Raw genomic sequence first — 16,009 nt, 5'->3', positions numbered from 1 at the left:
CACGCCATGAGCCGCCGCAACGTCGACTTTCTGTGCGCGGTTGTGATTGTCGGGCTGCTGGCCGGTGTCGCCGGGTTGGCGACGACGCTGGTGTTGCGTTTTGTCGAGCACCTGACCTATCACTACACGTTCGCGACGCTGCTCCAGGGAGTCACCGGCAGCAGTCCGGTTCGTCGAGCTCTGGGGCCGATGGTCGGCGGAGGCCTGGCGGGGCTGGGCTGGTGGCTGCTGCGGTCTCGGACCGACGTCCCGTCACTGTCAGCGGCCATCGCGAACCGTCAGCGTATTCGACTGTTGCCGTTCGGCGTCGACGCGGCGCTGCAAGTGATGGTGGTCGGCTCTGGTGCGTCGCTGGGCCGGGAAGGGGCTCCGCGCCAATTAGCGGCGGCGCTCGCCGATTTGGGAGTCGGATGGCTGAAACGGCTGTCCGTCCGCGACCGTGAGATCCTGCTGGCATGTGCGGCGGGCGCCGGGCTGGGTGCGGTTTACGCGGTGCCGTTCGGCGGTGCGCTGTTCGCAGTGCGAGTGGTGTTGAATACCTGGCATCCCCGAGCGCTGGGTGCCGCGTTGATCACGTCAAGCCTGGCGGTCTCGGTCGGCTCGCTGGCCACCCATGACAAGCCGAGCTTGGTCTGGCCCAGCCTGCACGGGTCTTACCTGCTGACTGGTTACGCGCTGGCGTTGGCCCCGTTGACCTTCGCTGTGGGATGGGGTTTCAACCGGATCATGGCGGCGGCGCGGGCGCGCGCGCTGATCCGCTCGTGGGTGCTGATCCCGGCAATCGCCGGCGCCGGATTGTTGACCGGCATCTGCTCGCATTGGTGGCCTGATCTGCCCGGCAACGGCAGATCCATCCTTACGGTGAGCCTCGACAGCGGGTTGACGTGGGCAGCGGCGGCGGTGGTCCTGATCCTGAAACCGCTTCTGACGGCGGTGTTCTTGGGCGCCGGCGCGGCGGGCGGGATGCTGACGCCGGCACTGGCCACCGGCGCGGCGGCGGGGTCGCTGGTCGTGCTCAGCATCAATTCAGTAGCGGGGACCCAGCTGCATGTCGCGGCGATCTCGTTGGCGGGCGCCGCTGGCGTGCTGGCGGTGACCCAACGAGCGCCGGTTTGGGCCGCCGTCTTCGTCTGGGAACTCGCCGCGCCTCCCGTTTGGTTATTGCTGGTCTTCTTCGGCGCCGCTCTCGGCGCGCACGGTCTTCGGTTGCTGGTTGAGCGCGATCGTGGCTAACCCGCCCGCAGCGTGCCGGTCAGATACGGATAACCTTTGGCGATGTTGCGCAGGCTGATATCCCAGCCGTCCTCGACCTGATCGACATAGAGTCCGGCGCTGGCCGGAAGCACCAGCGGTTTGCCGAACCGCACCGAATACGTGACAGCATCGGCAAGCCCAGCCTCCAGATTGGCCAATACTGCCGCGGCGCTGAACATTCCATGCGCGATGACGGTGGGAAAGCCGAACAGCTTGGCCCCGACGGGGTTGGTGTGGATCGGGTTGTGGTCGCCGCCGATGGCCGCATAGCGGCGAATCTGGCCCGGCGTTACCCGCAGGATGGCTTTGGGCGGCGGCAGTTTGGGCTGTTTTTGCGGCGGTGGTTTCGGTTCGTCGGACAAGCTGGTGCGCTGTTGGTGCAAGAAGGTCGTCACCTGGTGCCATGCAACGTCGTTGCCGACGCTGACATCTGACACCAGATCGACCAGTAGGCCCTTGCGATGTTCGCGCAGGTTTTCGGCGTGTACCGCGACGTTGACCGTATCGGTCACCTTGATTGGCCGGAACTGTGTGATGTGGTTTTCGGTATGGACGGATCCCATTGCGGCGAAAGGGAAGTCAAACCCTGTCACCAGCGACATCACCGTCGGGAAGGTCAACGCGAACGGATAGGTCAACGGCACGGTGTCGCCGTAGCGCAGTCCGGTGACCGCAGCGTAGTCGGCCACGTTCCCACGGTCGATCGTCACGTCGTTGATCGTGAGTGTTCTGCTGGGCAGGTGATTGTCGCGCGGGATGAACGGCAGTGCCCCGGCCACCGCGCGCAGCAGGTTTTTCATGCTGCTTGGTTGCGTCACTGCAGTGTTCCTTTCAGCTACGCGCCCAGCATGGCCTGGCCGCAGACACGAATGACGTTACCTGTGACAGCGTTTGAGGCCGGGCTGGCGAAGTAGGCGATGGTCTCCGCCACGTCCACCGGTTGCCCGCCCTGGTACAGCGAGTTCAGGCGGCGGCCGACCTCACGGGTGGCCAGCGGGATGGCCGCGGTCATCTGGGTTTCGATGAAGCCCGGCGCAACGGCGTTGATCGTGATGCCTTTCTCGGCGAGTTCGGGTGCCAGCGCCTGGGTTAGTCCGATCATGCCCGCCTTGGTGGTGGCGTAGTTGGTCTGCCCGCGGTTGCCCGCGATACCGGCCATTGACGAGAGCCCGATCACCCGACCGCCGTCGCCGATGCTGCCGTTGCCGACCAAGCCCTCGGTAAGCCGTTGCGGCGCAAGAAGATTGACGGCGAGAACGGCGTCCCAGCGCGCGTCATCCATGTTGACCAGCAGCTTGTCGCGGGTGATACCGGCGTTGTTCACCAGGATGTCAGCCCGGCTGTTGTAGTGCTCGCGCAGATGCTCGGTGATCGCCTCGACCGCATCATCTGCGGTGACGTCGAGAGTCAGGGCAGTCCCCCCGACGCGGGTGGCAGTCTCGGCCAGCGCTTCGCTGGCGGCGTCCACGTCGACGGCAACGACGCGGGCCCCATCCCGGGCGAACACTTCGGCGATCGTCGCGCCGATTCCCCGTGCGGCGCCGGTCACGATGCCGACCTTGCCGTCCAGCGGCCGGTCCCAGTCGGGCGGTGGAGTGGAGTCGGCCGCACCGACGTAGAACACCTGCCCGTCCACGTAGGCCGATTTGGCCGACAGGATGAACCGCAGAGTGGACTCCACGCCGGTGGCGGCCGGTTTGGCGTCGCGCGACAGGTAGACCAGCGCGACGGTGGCGCCTCGACGCAGCTCCTTGCCCAGTGAGCGGGTGAAGCCCTCCAGCGCCCGTTGCGCTATCCGCTCGTCGGTGCTGGGGGCTTGGTCGGGAGTGGTTCCCACGACGACGACACGACCGCAGGCGCCCACGTTGCGCAGCAGCGGGGTGAAGAATTCGTGCAGCGCGTTCAGCTTGGCCGGCGTGGCGATGCCGGTGGCGTCGAACACCAGCCCGCCGAACGAATCGGCCCAGCGTCCGCCGAGGTTGGCGCCGACCAGGTCGTAGTCCTTGTTCAGCGCCGCACGCAGCGGCTCCGCCACTCGGCCCGCGCCGCCGATCAGCAGCGAGCCGGCGAGCGGCCGATCGCCGACCCGGTAGCGCCGCAGTGGCTCGGGCTGTGGGATGCCGAGTTGCTTGGCGAGAAACGAGCCGGGCCCGGAGTTGACGACTTGGGAGAATAGATCGGGTGAAACCTTCGGGGCCACTGAGCTGCCTTCCATATCGAGCGGGTCATCTGTCGACTACCGTATCGAGAGCGAACTTACTCTAGAGTAAGAACAGTGGGTAGTATGACCTCTATGGCTGAATAACCCCAACTGACGGAGATAAGCGTGGCTTCTGAGAGTTTTTCTGCACGTTCGCAGCCGAAGGTCAACACCGACGGGACACGCTCGACGCGGCGTGTCGCGGTGCTCGGCGGCAACCGAATTCCGTTCGCGCGCTCGCACCGCGCCTACGCCGAGGCGTCCAATCACGACATGTTCACTGCCGCCCTGGGTGGACTCGTCGACCGATTCGGTCTGGCCGGTGAACGCTTGGGCGCGGTGATCGGCGGCGCGGTGCTCAAGCACAGCCGAGACTTCAACCTGATGCGAGAGTGCGTGCTCGGCTCGGCGCTGTCGTCCCACACGCCGGCGTTCGACATTCAACAGGCCTGTGGGACGGGGCTGCAGGCGGCGATTGCCGCGGCTGATGGCATCGCCTCCGGCCGCTACGAGGTTGCCGCCGCCGGCGGGGTGGACACCACCTCAGACGCGCCGATCGGCTTGGGCGACAACCTGCGTCGCACCCTGCTGGGACTGCGGCGGTCGAAGTCCAACGTCGAGCGGCTGAAGCTGGTCGGCAAGCTTCCGGCCAGCCTCGGAGTGGATATTCCGGTGAACAGCGAGCCACGCACCGGACTGTCGATGGGCGAGCATCAGGCCATCACCGCCAAGCAGATGGGCATCAAGCGGGTCGACCAGGACGAGCTGGCCGTCGCCAGCCATCGCAACATGGCCGCCGCTTACGACCGCGGCTTCTTCGACGACTTGGTCACCCCGTTTTTGGGCTTGTACCGCGACGACAACCTGCGGCCGGACGCGTCGGTGGACAAGCTGGCCAAACTCAAGCCGGTGTTCGGCGTGAAGGCCGGCGACGCCACCATGACCGCCGGCAACTCGACGCCGTTGACCGACGGCGCCTCGGTGGCGTTGCTGGCAAGCGAAGACTGGGCCGCCGCGCACTCGCTGACGCCGCTGGCCTACTTCGTGGACGCCGAGACCGCGGCGGTCGACTATGTCAATGGCGCCGATGGCCTGCTGATGGCGCCGACGTACGCGGTGCCACGCTTGCTGGCGCGCAATGGGCTCAGCCTTGGCGACTTCGACTTCTACGAAATCCATGAGGCGTTCGCCTCGGTGGTGCTGGCGCACCTACAGGCCTGGGAGTCAGAGGAATACTGCAAGGAGCGGCTGGGCTTAGCTGCCGCCCTGGGGCCCATCGACCGGTCCAAACTCAACGTGAATGGGTCGTCGCTGGCCGCCGGTCACCCGTTCGCGGCTACCGGCGGGCGGATTCTGGCGCAGCTGGCCAAGCAACTGGCGGCGGCTAAGGCCGAGCAGGGGGGCTCGGCCAAGCCGGTGCGCGGGCTGATCTCGATCTGCGCGGCAGGTGGCCAGGGCGTTGTCGCCATCATGGAAGCCTGATACGCGAGTCCGGCGCGGGCGGTCGGCGCCGTTTAGTAACAACACCCTGCGGGTATCCGACGAGTTGGATAGCTCCGTGCTGTTGTCCGACCCCCGACCCGATGACAGCGCGGGGCTTCCTTGATCGGCCGCCAGCCTGGTCTGGGCCCGCCGGCGGAACCTGGGATCCCGCGGCGGCTGCTGCCTGGCTGAGGCTCTTCCATGATCGGGCCCAGTAGCGGATCGGGCCCAGTAGCGCAAAGTCCTGTCGGGCCAGAGCTTTCCGGGCGCCAGCAGACGCAAGGCCCCCCATTTCACAATGGAACGGGGGGCCTTTGCCGGGGGCGCCTCCCGCTTGCGCGGGACTGCCTCGTCGGGCTAGAAGGCGGCTTCGTCGAGCTCCATGATCTCGTTGTCGATCGTGTCCAACACCTGGCGGGTGCTGGTCAACAGCGGAAGGAAGTTCTTCGCGAAGAACGAGGCGAGCGCGATCTTGCCCTCGTAGAAGGCCCGGTCGGCGTCGCTGACACCGGCGTCGAGCGTCTCCAGGGCCACCGCGGCCTGGCGCTGTAGCAGCCAGCCGATGACCAGGTCGCCGACACTCATCAGGAAGCGCACCGAGCCCAGGCCTACCTTGTAGATGCTGGCGATGTCGTCTTGGGCGGCCATCAGGTAGCCGGTCAGCGTCGCTGCCATCGCCTGCACGTCGGCCAGGGCGGTGGCCAGCAGCGCACGCTCGGCCTTCAGCCGCCCGTTGCCGGACTCGTTCTTGAGGAACTCCTCGATCTGCCCTGACACGTGGGCCAGCGCAACACCCTTGTCGCGGACAATCTTCCGGAAGAAGAAGTCCTGCGCCTGGATGGCCGTGGTGCCCTCGTAGAGCGAGTCGATCTTGGCGTCGCGGATGTACTGCTCGATCGGGTAGTCCTGCAAGAAGCCGGACCCACCGAAGGTCTGCAGGCTTTCGGTGAGCTTGGCGTAGGCCTGCTCGGAGCCGACACCCTTGACCACCGGAAGCATCAAGTCGTTGACCCGGACCGCCAAGTCGGCGTCCACACCGTGTACGGCCTTGGCCACCGCCTCGTCCTGGTAGGTCGAGGTGTAGGTGTACAGCGCACGCAAACCCTCCGCGTAGGCCTTCTGGGTCATCAGGCTGCGACGCACGTCGGGGTGATGCGTGATGGTGACCCGCGGCGCGGTCTTGTCGGTCATCTGGGTCAGGTCGGCGCCCTGCACGCGCTCCTTGGCGTAAGCCAGAGCGTTGAGGTAGCCGGTGGACAGCGTCGCGATGGCCTTGGTGCCGACCATCATTCGGGCCTGCTCGATGACCTCGAACATCTGCGCGATGCCGTTGTGCACCTCGCCGACCAGCCAGCCCTTGGCCGGAACGCCGTGCAGACCGAAGGCCAGTTCACAGGTGGCCGAGGCCTTCAGGCCCATCTTGTGCTCGACGTTGGTGACGAAGACGCCGTTGCGCTCACCAGGCTCGCCGGTCTCGAAGTCGAACAGGAACTTGGGCACGAAGAACAGCGACAGGCCTTTAGTGCCCGGCCCGGCGCCCTCGGGACGGGCCAGCACCAGGTGGAAGATGTTCTCGAAGAGGTCGCCGGAGTCCGCCGAGGTGATGAACCGCTTCACGCCGTCGATGTGCCAGGAGCCGTCGTCTTGCCGGACTGCCTTGGTGCGGGCAGCGCCGACGTCCGAGCCGGCGTCCGGCTCGGTGAGCACCATGGTGGCGCCCCAGCCGCGCTCGGCGGCCAGCACGGCCCACTTCTGCTGCTCTTCAGTGCCCAGGTGGTAGAAGATCTGGGCGAACCCGGCGCCGCCGGCGTACATCCACACCGCCGGGTTGGCGCCGAGCAGATGCTCGTGCAGCGCCCACAGGACGGACTTGGGCATTGGCATGCCACCCAGCGCCTCGTCGAGGCCGACTTTGTCCCACCCGGCTTCGATGACCGCACGTACCGACTCTTTGAGGCTCTCGGGCAGCGCCACCGAATGCGTCTCGGGGTCGAAGACCGGGGGATTGCGGTCTGCGTCGACGAAAGACGCGGCGACCGGGCCTTCGGCCAGTCGGCTCATCTCGGTCAGCATTTCGCGGACGGTGTCGGCGTCTAGATCGCTGAACGCGCCTTCGCCGAACGACTTGTCAACGTCGAAGACCTCAAACAAGTTGAATACTTGGTCGCGGACGTTGCTCTTATAGTGGCTCACTGGTTCCTCCTCGATGAGAACGCCACTTTGGTTGGGTACTAAAGGCTAAGTTACCCACCAGTAACACCGCTAAACTATACCCATCAGTAACCGGACGCAACCGAGTGTGGGCTAAATTTCATTGTCTAATTAACCAACTAGTTGGGTCCGCGCCGATTGGGACGGTGGCATAGCTGTTTACCTGCGCCGACGATGGATAGATCGCAACTGTGCCGGCGGTCACTGGGCTACCGGGAGTGGACTTGCGCCGCCCTTCCGGGCCAACTGCCGGAACGTCAGCGCGCGGCGGCGCGCTCGAGCCCGGCGCCGACCCGTCCGATCCCGTCTTCGCGGTCTACGGCCGCAACGCCTGGAAGAGCAGGTTGCGGGCCCACCCCGACGTCGCCGCCGCGCATGGCGACTCATCGGGCGGGTAGGGTCAGTACTGCATAACTCCCATCGATGCGAATGAAGCCCGGTGAGCACACCCGATAAGCTGACGCCGTCATCACTGCGAGAAGCCTTTGGCCATTTTCCGTCCGGCGTGATCGCCATCGCCGCCGAGGTCGACGGAGTCCGAGAGGGGTTGGCGGCCAGCACTTTTGTCCCGGTGTCGCTGGATCCACCATTGGTGTCGTTTTGCGTGCAGAACACCTCGGCAACATGGCCGAAGTTGCGAAGCCTGCCTGCCCTGGGGATCAGTGTTCTAGGCGAGGCTCACGACGAAGCCGCGCGGACTCTCGCCGCCAAAACGGGAGATCGGTTCGCCGGCTTGGAGACAGTCTCCAACAGCAGTGGCGCGGTTTTCATCAAGGGCACCAGCGTCTGGCTGGAAAGCGCAATCGAGCGACTCGTTCCCGCCGGGGACCACACGATCGTGGTACTTCGGGTCAGCGATGTTCAAATCGACGCGGATGTGGCGCCAATCGTATTTCACCGCAGCGTTTTCCGCCGCCTGGATGCCTAGTCAGGGGCGCTTGCTGAGTTCCTCTCGGTAAGCCTGGGCGCGACGCTCGAGTTCCGCAGCGTCTTGCTCCCGGCCCTCCTTGCGTGCAATGTCCGCGCGCAGCGACAGTTCGCGGATCGCCGATCGAATGTCGCTGATGCTGGCGGATTGTTCTAAAGCCATGGCCATCGCCTTTCGGGATCGTAGGGCGGGGCCGCCAACCCCGCTCACTTCGGGCACCCGGTCGGATACCCGGATCACCCGGAGGCTAACACCTGCGGCTGGTTACCGACGGAACAATTTGTTGCCCAACCACACCACGGGATCGTATTTGCGGTCGGCGACGCGTTCCTTCATCGGGATCAGAGCGTTGTCGGTGATCTTGATGTGCTCGGGGCAGACTTCGGTACAGCACTTGGTGATGTTGCAATACCCGAGGCCGTGCTCTTCCTGCGCCTGGTTGCGCCGGTCCAGCGTGTCCAGCGGATGCATCTCCAACTCTGCGATGCGCATCAGGTAGCGCGGGCCGGCGAATGCCTCTTTGTTCTCCTCGTGGTCACGGATCACGTGGCAGACGTTTTGGCACAGGAAGCATTCGATGCACTTGCGGAACTCCTGGGAACGGTTGACGTCTTTCTGTGCCATCCGGTACTCGCCGGGCTGCAGGCCCTTGGGTGGCGCGAACGACGGGATCTCACGCGCCTTCACGTAGTTGAACGACACGTCGGTGACCAGATCGCGGATCAACGGGAAGGTCCGTATCGGTGTCACGGTGACAACTTCGCCCTCGGCGAAAGTCGACATCCGCGTCATACACATCAGTCGCGGCCTGCCGTTGATCTCCGCCGAGCACGATCCGCACTTGCCGGCCTTGCAGTTCCACCGCACCGCGAGGTCAGGGGTCTGGGTCTGCTGCAGCCGGTGGATGACGTCGAGCACCACCTCGCCCTCGTTGACGTCGACGGTGAAGTCCTGCAGCGCGCCGCCGCTCCCGTCGCCGCGCCACACCCGCATGGTCGCGTTGTACGTCATTTAGCTTCTCCGTCCTGGATGCTCGGCCAGCTCTTGGTCGGTGTAGTAGTTCTCCAGCTCGGAGATCTCGAAGAGCTCCAGCAAGTCCGGCCGCATGGCAACCTGCTCCTGACGGTGGACGCTGACGTGCGGAACAGCGGTGTCGCCCTCTGCCCGGCACACCAGCAGAATGTTGCGCCATGTCGCTTCCATCGCCGGATGGTCGTCACGGGTGTGGCCGCCGCGGCTTTCGGTTCGCTCCAACGCTGCCCGGGCCACGCATTCGCTGACCATCAGCATATTGCGAAGGTCGATGGCCAGATTCCATCCCGGGTTGTACTGGCGATGCCCTTCGACCTGCAGTTTGGTGAACCGGGTGCGCAACTCCTCCAGCCGCGACAGCGCCTCGGAGATCTCGTCGGCCTTACGGATGATCCCGACCAACTCGTTCATCGTGTCCTGCAGGTCGATCTGCAGTTTGTACGGATTCTCCGCGGAGGAACCGTCTTTGGGTCCTTCGAACGGCTCGAGCGCCAGCTTGGCGGCGGCGTCGACGGCCTCGGTGGAGATGGTCGGGCGGCTGCGCAGGCCCCGCACGTAGTCGGCGGCGCCGAGGCCAGCGCGCCGGCCGAACACCAGCAGGTCCGACAGCGAGTTGCCGCCCAGCCGATTGGAGCCGTGCATGCCGCCGGAGCACTCCCCGGCGGCGAACAGGCCGGCGACCTTCGCGGCACCGGTGTCGGGGTCGACCTCGACACCGCCCATCACGTAGTGGCAGGTCGGTCCGACTTCCATCGGCTCTTTGGTGATATCCACCCCGGCGAGCTCCATGAACTGGTGGTACATCGACGGCAGCAACCTCAGGATGTCTTCGGGTGATCGACGCGAGGCGATATCGAGGTAGACCCCGCCGTGCGGCGTGCCGCGACCGGCCTTGACCTCGGAGGTGATCGCCCGGGCGACCTCGTCGCGGGGGAGCAGGTCGGGGGTGCGCCGGTTGTTGTCGTTGTCGTGCAGCCACGCGTCGGCCTCTTCTTGAGTCTCGGCGTACTGGCCCTTGAACACCGGCGGGATGTAGTCAAACATGAACCGGCTGCCGTCGGAGTTCTTCAGCGCTCCACCGTCGCCGCGCACACTCTCGGTGACCAGAAGCCCCTTCACGCTGGGTGGCCACACCATCCCGGTCGGGTGGAACTGGACGAACTCCATGTTGATCAGCGTCGCGCCGGCCCGCAGCGCCAGCGCGTGCCCGTCGCCGGTGTACTCCCAGGAGTTCGACGTCACCTTGAACGACTTGCCGATCCCGCCGGTGGCCAACACCACCGCCGGGGCCTCGAACACAACGAACCGGCCGCTTTCCCGCCAATACCCGAACGCTCCGGCGATCGCATCCCCGTCTTTGAGCAACTCTGTGATCGTGCATTCGGCGAACACCTTGATCCGCGCGTCGTAGTCGCCGAGTTCGGCGTAATCCTCTTGTTGCAGCGAGACGATCTTCTGCTGCAGCGAGCGGATCAACTCCAGGCCGGTGCGGTCACCGACGTGGGCCAGCCGCGGATAGGTGTGTCCGCCGAAGTTGCGCTGGCTGATCTTGCCGTCCTTGGTGCGGTCCAACAGCGCGCCGTAAGTCTCCAGTTCCCAGACCCGGTCCGGCGACTCCTTGGCATGCAGTTCGGCCATCCGCCAGTTGTTCAAGAATTTCCCACCGCGCATGGTGTCGCCGAAGTGGGTCTGCCAATTGTCTTTCGAGTTGACATTACCCATCGCCGCCGCTGCGCCGCCCTCGGCCATCACCGTGTGCGCCTTGCCGAACAGCGACTTGCACACCACCGCGACCTTCAGGCCGCGCTCGCGTGCCTCGATGACCGCTCGCAAACCCGCGCCACCGGCACCGAGCACGACCACATCGTAGGAGTGCCGTTCGACCTCAGTCATGAAACCTCACTCAACCCTTTGCTGTAATGAATTGGCCTGTCAGCCAATGAATCTCAAGTCTGGCATGGTGCCACTGGCCACCAGCATGACGTAAAAATCGGTGAGTACGAGGGTGCCCAACGTGATCCACGCCCATTGCATGTGCTTGGTATTGATGGCGCTGACCTGGGTCCACAACCAGTAGCGGATCGGGTGCTTCGAGAAGTGCTTGAGCCGACCGCCGATGACATGCCGGCAGGAGTGACAGGACAACGTGTAGATCCACAGCAGGACCACGTTTGTGACGAGAATGACGTTGCCCAAACCGAAACCGAAACCCGACGGCGAATGGAAGGCCTTGATGGCATCGTAGGTGTTGATCAGCGAGACGACCACCGCGACGTAAAAGAAGTAGCGGTGACTGTTCTGGATAATCAGCGGCAGTCGAGTTTCACCGGTGTAGATCGAATGCGGTTCTGCCACAGCGCATCCCGGTGGGGACTGCCAGACCGAACGGTAGTAGGCCCGGCGGTAGTAGTAGCAGGTGATTCGAAAGCCGAGCAGAAACGGCAGCACCAGGCTGCCCAACGGAATCCACCACGGGAAGTGGCCGAACCAGACGCCCAGGTGACTGGCGCCGGGTGCGCAGGAGGCGCTGACGCAGGGCGAGTAGAACGGCGTCAGGTAGTGGTACTTGTCGACCCAGTACGCGCTGCCCCACATCGCCCGGACGAAGCCGTAGAGCAAGAAAGCGGCAAGCCCCAGGTCAGTCAGCAGCGGTGCCTGCCACCACCGGTCAGTACGTAGTGTGCGTTGGCCCAGCTGTGCACGGGTGGGTGAAAAAACTCCGGTGGCAGGACGGTCCGCCGTGGGTGCGCTCATCTATTGGGATCCTCTTCGCGTGGCCTCGTCGCAGAGTACCCACAGCGAACATCGCGCAGCATCGCGGGGGGAAATCAAGAACGGCCATAGCCGCCCACACCCTCGTCGTCGGCATCACGCCAGAACTCGGCGTCGTACTGGGTGTCGGGGATGGCGATTTTCTCCGCCGGTTCCTCCAGGATGTGCCGGGCCAGATCCAACTCACCGGCGTCGATGTCTAGCAGCTCAACGTCGTTGAGGATCCGCTGGACATCGTTGACCACGCGACGCACCGCCGGAGCATCGCGATAGCGGGAACTCAACGACGTCACGCACCGCCGCAGGCCACCGATGAGCGCGTGCAGTTCGGCGAGTTCAGTAGCGCTGGACAACGGATCTCCCTGGAAGTGAACGTGTCATAAATCACAGTACGGCAAACCGATAATATCCAGCCCGCGGGCTGCTCGGGGCGGGCGCGGGTGGCGCTGCCGCAGATCCCGGCCCGCTGGGTCGAGCGGATCGTCGCAGCGGGCCGCGACTGGGACGATGTCCGCGCCCGAAGGCGCTGTTTGTACGCACCGCTGGGCTGCCGACGCTTGCCGGCCTACCGGGACAAACACGAGTCGGCCACGCTTGAGCGTCAGCTGGCGATTCGGTCTAAGCGAACGGCCTCAGAGAAGTTGCCGCGTCGACGCTGTCGTCAACGGCCAACCGGTAACCACGTTTCACGACAGTCGCGACAATATTCCTGTCACCCAACGCTTTTCGTAGGCGCAGCACCGCGGTGTCCACGGCGTGAGGGTCGTGGGCGCTGCCCGGCAGAGTGCGCAGCAGTTCCCGGCGGCCGACCACGACGCCGGGACGGTGCGCCAATGCGCGCAGAATCGCCACCGCGGCCGGGGAGACCGACTGGGGCGCGCCGTCAACCACCACGTAGGAGCCTCGGATCTCGACACGGTGACCGGCCGCCTGCAGCGTGCGTGACTGCAGCACGGGCAGCTCCTCGGCGATATGCCTGGCCAGCGCTGCCAATCGCATTCGTTGCGGTGACGAGCTGGGAACCCCTAGGCGTGCCAACGGCTGTGCGGTGACCGGTCCGATGCACATTGCCCGCACATCGGCGCGCAGCGCGTCGAGTAGCCGGTGGGAGATGCCTAGGTCGGCGGCCCGCATCAGCGTCGCTGCCACCGCTGGCGCCGAGGTGAAGCTCACGGCGTCGAAATGTCGTTGGGTGATCTGCGTAACCAGCTGGTCGAAGTCGCCGCCTGCTGGTACCGGATTCCACCGGTACACCCGGATCGGCACAACGTCGGCGCCCTCGGAGCGCAGCTCGTCGAGAAATTCCGGAAACGGATCCCAGTCGTCGGTCGCGGCGTGCAGTTGCACGGCAATACGAGCGCCCGCGATGCCGGACTGCCGCAGGTATTGGACGAGCGCGCGCGACGACTCGGTTTTCAGCGACCACTCCTCTGACAGGCCGGCGGCGCGCAGTGCGCCAGTGGCCTTCGCTCCGCGGGCTATTGCCCGCGCGCCGGACAACGCCGCGGTCAACGGGCGGGCCAGTTGCCATCCGTCGGCGGCGGCGAGCCAGCCGCGAAATCCGACACCGGTGGTCGCGAGCACTATGTCGGGCGGACTGGCGATCAAAGCTTCTGTGTTGCGGCGCAATTCGTCATCGTCGGACAACGTGACCATCGTGATGGCCGCCGCGTGATCGACTGCGGCGCCGTCGCGACGCAGCAGGGTGCAAAGCTCGTAGGAGCGCCGTGCCGAGGTGACCGCCACCCGATAGCCGGCAAGTGGCGGCACGGCTGGGTGGCCCATATGAAGTGTGTATGCCCGACAGATTTCGGGTGCATTACCGAGTGATTACCGTTACCAGACGGCGCCGCCGCGCCAATCGCAGGATAACTCCGCGGTGGCGTCCAGGCTGATCCCGACCGGCAGGACGTACATCGAGCCGTCGTCGGGAGTCCGTTTCGTCCCGGCAGGCGCCATCACCGACGTCGGCCCGTCCCACGGCAGCCAACCGCGCAATGTGTAAAGCCGCCTTCCCCGGTCTGAGGAGCTCAGCGCGCCGAGTCGGTAGGCGCCGCGGATCACTTGCTCGCAGGCATCGGGTATCGCGATCGCCAGCCCTTGGCCGCGCCAGTCTTCGTGCACGGCAACGGCTTCGAGGTAGCCGCAGCGCAACGCGGCACCGCGGTAGAGCAGGCGTCGCGCTACGACCGCTCCGTGCGCGATGATCGCACCGCGATGCCAGATCAGGGCATGCATCCCGCCCAGCGCGTGGTCCCAGTCGGAGTCGGTGAACTCACCGGCGAACGCGTCGTTGACCATCTCATAGGCACGCTGCCGGGCCTCGCCTTGGAGGTCGGCGGTGTGAACCAGTCGGGCGGTGTGTACCTGGGTGTGCACAATGCTGGTTTACCAGCTGGACTAGCCCTCCACCATCGAAGCCATCGGAGCTGAAGCGCCGTAACCACAGGGTCCCGCAGCCCGTGGGCGCGACCAGTGCAGGCGCAGATATTGGCCGGGACGGACCTGCGCGACCCTGTCGATGTCTTCCTCGGCGATCACACCGACCACCGGATAGCCACCGGTAACCGGGTGATCGGGACCAAGGATCACCGGTAAGCCGTTGGGCGGTACCTGGATCGCACCGCGGGTGGCTCCCTCGCTGGGCAACACCCGATCGGGCGACCGGTACTGCAGTGGGCGTCCCTCCAGCCGCATACCCACTCGGTCGCTGCGGTCGGAAGCCATCCAGATGGTGTGTACGACGGCGTCGGGATCGACGAGCCAGTCGTCCCGCGGCCCGGGCGCCACCAGCAGCTCCACCAGATGCTCGGAGATCGGGGCCACCGGAGCCTGGTCGAGTTCGGGATACTCGTCGGTGTGTTCGCCGATCGGCAGGACGTCACCCGGTTGTAGCGGCAACGGGCCGATCGCCGACATGACGTCATAGCTGCGGGAATCCAGCACGGGTGTCACGTCGATACCGCCGCGCACCGCCAGATAGCTGCGCAGTCCAGCGTGTGGGGTGCCCAGCGAGATCACCCCGCCATCGCGGACATGCTGAATGCTGTTGCAGCCGAATAAGTTTCCGTCCACACGCGGATCGGCGTCAGCGCCAGTGACTGCGATGTCGACGGCACCGCCGCGGACTCGGGCCCAGAGGCCGCCGAAGGTCACCTCGATGGTGGCGCGGTCGTCGGGGTTGGCCACCAGCCGGTTGGCCAGGGTGTGCGAGCGGCGGTCGGCGGCCCCCGATCGGGTGACACCGAGATGGGCCAGGCCAACTCGTCCGAGGTCCTGGATAAGCGCCAGCGGGCCCGTGCGCAAGATCTCCAGGGTCGCCATGATGGTCTCCTATGCCGCTCGGAACTGCACCCACATGCTCGGCGTCAGCAGCGCCGGACTTGGACGGTCGATATTCCACAGGACCGCCTCGGTGTGGCCGATCAGCTGCCACCAGCCGGGCGCTTGACGCGGGTAGATTCCGGTGAATTCGCCTGCCAGGCCCACAGCACCGGCCGGGACCATCGGCCGCGACTCCGACCGCCGGGGTACGGCTAGCCGCGGGTCGCCACCAACCAGATAGGCGAAACCCGGAGGAAAGCCGCAGAACCCGACCTGCCACGGGGTAGCGGTGTGGGCGTTGATGACTTGCGCGGCGGTCAGCCCGGTACGGTCGGCCACTTCGGCGAGATCGGCACCGTCGTAGACGACGTCGATGATCGTGCGCTGGTCCGGCGGCGCGGTGGTCATCGCCAACGGGCCCACGCGCAACGTGCGCAATCGATGACGAGTGACGCCCTGATAACGATGGCCGTCGAGTTTTATCAGCACGGTGCGCGACGCCGGGACGATGTCGAGCACACCCGGCAGCGCCGCCTCGCGGAGCGCCGTCGTCCACGCCAATACATCAGCAGTGCTGTCGAACTGCAGCAGGAGTGCCTGATCGCCGTAGTCGAGAACGGTATCGGCGACGCAGAGGTCCATTGCCACGCTCATTACTCGACGGTAACCCCCGATGTTGGGTGGCGGCGAGGGATTTTCGAGCACTGCCAGAGGTGCCTTAGCAAACGCTCAGAGGGCCGGGTCGCGGCAAGGGCAAGGATGAGTGGGGCGACCGGCGGGTTCTACCGCCGGCATGCTTCCCGCCT

15 protein-coding genes and 1 pseudogene are annotated in these 16,009 nt (G+C 65.6%); 4 read left to right on the top strand and 12 right to left on the bottom strand.

The genetic code is table 11. From position 1 onward, the window contains the following. Nucleotides 1-6 precede the first annotated feature (6 nt). Nucleotides 7-1,233 carry a chloride channel protein gene (locus M5I08_RS23235; RefSeq protein WP_219066085.1) on the top strand — a complete coding sequence of 409 codons (1,227 nt, stop codon included), beginning with the start codon at nt 7-9 and terminating at the stop codon, nt 1,231-1,233. Here M5I08_RS23235 and M5I08_RS23230 read toward each other — a convergent pair. Next, the gene (locus tag M5I08_RS23230; protein WP_219066084.1) at nt 1,230-2,072 is read right to left on the bottom strand and encodes a MaoC/PaaZ C-terminal domain-containing protein; all 843 of its coding nucleotides are present in this window, start codon (nt 2,070-2,072) and stop codon (nt 1,230-1,232) included. The two genes, M5I08_RS23235 and M5I08_RS23230, sit on opposite strands and share 4 nt — an antisense overlap. Nucleotides 2,073-2,089: 17 nt before the next feature. Beyond that, nucleotides 2,090-3,454 (bottom strand): 3-oxoacyl-ACP reductase, encoded by a 1,365-nt coding sequence (locus tag M5I08_RS23225; RefSeq protein WP_219066083.1) that lies wholly within the window; start codon nt 3,452-3,454, stop codon nt 2,090-2,092. Nucleotides 3,455-3,580: 126 nt separating this feature from the next. Here M5I08_RS23225 and M5I08_RS23220 point away from each other — a divergent pair, with 126 nt between their 5' ends. After that, on the top strand, nt 3,581-4,936 hold the full coding sequence (locus M5I08_RS23220; RefSeq protein WP_219066082.1) for an acetyl-CoA C-acetyltransferase: 1,356 nt from the start codon (nt 3,581-3,583) through the stop codon (nt 4,934-4,936). A 357-nt stretch (nt 4,937-5,293) separates the two neighbouring features. On the opposite strand, the gene M5I08_RS23215 is transcribed toward M5I08_RS23220, so the two are convergent. Next, the gene (locus tag M5I08_RS23215) at nt 5,294-7,129 is read right to left on the bottom strand and encodes an acyl-CoA dehydrogenase (RefSeq protein WP_219066081.1); all 1,836 of its coding nucleotides are present in this window, start codon (nt 7,127-7,129) and stop codon (nt 5,294-5,296) included. Between the two features lie 230 nt (nt 7,130-7,359). Between M5I08_RS23215 and M5I08_RS27135 the strand changes: the two are divergent. Both M5I08_RS27135 and M5I08_RS23205 read left to right on the top strand, forming a co-directional pair. Further along, nucleotides 7,360-7,545, top strand: a pseudogene (locus M5I08_RS27135) (isopenicillin N synthase family oxygenase); the annotation flags it as partial. A gap of 41 nt (nt 7,546-7,586) precedes the next feature. Continuing rightward, entirely contained in the window at nt 7,587-8,075 is a 489-nt protein-coding gene (locus tag M5I08_RS23205) for a flavin reductase family protein (RefSeq protein WP_219066080.1), read from the top strand. Here the strand turns inward: M5I08_RS23205 and M5I08_RS23200 are convergent, their stop codons facing one another. The 9 genes from M5I08_RS23200 to M5I08_RS23160 form a co-directional block, all read right to left on the bottom strand. Further along, the gene (locus M5I08_RS23200; RefSeq protein WP_249762983.1) at nt 8,076-8,237 is read right to left on the bottom strand and encodes a hypothetical protein; all 162 of its coding nucleotides are present in this window, start codon (nt 8,235-8,237) and stop codon (nt 8,076-8,078) included. Nucleotides 8,238-8,339: 102 nt separating this feature from the next. Next, on the bottom strand, nt 8,340-9,086 hold the full coding sequence (locus M5I08_RS23195; protein ID WP_219066079.1) for a succinate dehydrogenase/fumarate reductase iron-sulfur subunit: 747 nt from the start codon (nt 9,084-9,086) through the stop codon (nt 8,340-8,342). Further along, a complete protein-coding gene (locus M5I08_RS23190) occupies nt 9,087-11,000 on the bottom strand; it encodes a fumarate reductase/succinate dehydrogenase flavoprotein subunit (protein ID WP_219066077.1) in 1,914 nt (637 codons plus the stop codon). It lies immediately after the preceding gene. Between the two features lie 39 nt (nt 11,001-11,039). Next, nucleotides 11,040-11,861: a succinate dehydrogenase subunit SdhC gene (sdhC, locus tag M5I08_RS23185; protein WP_219066075.1), complete on the bottom strand. Its 822-nt coding sequence runs from the start codon at nt 11,859-11,861 to the stop codon at nt 11,040-11,042. Nucleotides 11,862-11,935: 74 nt separating this feature from the next. Continuing rightward, nucleotides 11,936-12,232 (bottom strand): Rv0250c family protein, encoded by a 297-nt coding sequence (locus M5I08_RS23180; protein WP_219066073.1) that lies wholly within the window; start codon nt 12,230-12,232, stop codon nt 11,936-11,938. 265 nt (nt 12,233-12,497) lie between these two features. Then, complete coding sequence (locus M5I08_RS23175) at nt 12,498-13,664, bottom strand: uroporphyrinogen-III synthase (RefSeq protein WP_219066071.1); 1,167 nt, start codon at nt 13,662-13,664, stop codon at nt 12,498-12,500. A 51-nt stretch (nt 13,665-13,715) separates the two neighbouring features. Next, entirely contained in the window at nt 13,716-14,258 is a 543-nt protein-coding gene (locus M5I08_RS23170; RefSeq protein WP_219066069.1) for a GNAT family N-acetyltransferase, read from the bottom strand. Nucleotides 14,259-14,279: 21 nt separating this feature from the next. Continuing rightward, nucleotides 14,280-15,203, bottom strand: a complete 924-nt coding sequence (locus M5I08_RS23165; protein ID WP_219066067.1) for a 5-oxoprolinase/urea amidolyase family protein — start codon at nt 15,201-15,203, stop codon at nt 14,280-14,282. Nucleotides 15,204-15,212: 9 nt separating this feature from the next. Further along, a complete protein-coding gene (locus tag M5I08_RS23160; RefSeq protein ID WP_219066065.1) occupies nt 15,213-15,857 on the bottom strand; it encodes a 5-oxoprolinase subunit B family protein in 645 nt (214 codons plus the stop codon). Nucleotides 15,858-16,009: the final 152 nt, after the last annotated feature.

The sequence above is a fragment of the Candidatus Mycobacterium methanotrophicum genome (genome assembly GCF_023515995.1).
Classification (GTDB): domain Bacteria; phylum Actinomycetota; class Actinomycetes; order Mycobacteriales; family Mycobacteriaceae; genus Mycobacterium; species Mycobacterium methanotrophicum.
Note: the sequence above shows the minus strand (reverse complement) of the source record. Positions and strands in the feature narration are given on the sequence as shown.

Excerpts from the sequence above, each read along its gene's own strand:
- M5I08_RS23160 (WP_219066065.1), bottom strand. The coding sequence starts at position 15,857 with ATGAGCGTGGCAATGGACCTCTGCGTCGCCGATACCGTTCTCGACTAC.
- M5I08_RS23195 (WP_219066079.1), bottom strand. The coding sequence starts at position 9,086 with ATGACGTACAACGCGACCATGCGGGTGTGGCGCGGCGACGGGAGCGGC.
- M5I08_RS23200 (WP_249762983.1), bottom strand. The coding sequence starts at position 8,237 with ATGGCTTTAGAACAATCCGCCAGCATCAGCGACATTCGATCGGCGATC.
- M5I08_RS23175 (WP_219066071.1), bottom strand. The coding sequence starts at position 13,664 with ATGGGCCACCCAGCCGTGCCGCCACTTGCCGGCTATCGGGTGGCGGTC.
- M5I08_RS23165 (WP_219066067.1), bottom strand. The coding sequence starts at position 15,203 with ATGGCGACCCTGGAGATCTTGCGCACGGGCCCGCTGGCGCTTATCCAG.
- M5I08_RS23235 (WP_219066085.1), top strand. The coding sequence starts at position 7 with ATGAGCCGCCGCAACGTCGACTTTCTGTGCGCGGTTGTGATTGTCGGG.
- M5I08_RS23190 (WP_219066077.1), bottom strand. The coding sequence starts at position 11,000 with ATGACTGAGGTCGAACGGCACTCCTACGATGTGGTCGTGCTCGGTGCC.
- sdhC (WP_219066075.1), bottom strand. The coding sequence starts at position 11,861 with ATGAGCGCACCCACGGCGGACCGTCCTGCCACCGGAGTTTTTTCACCC.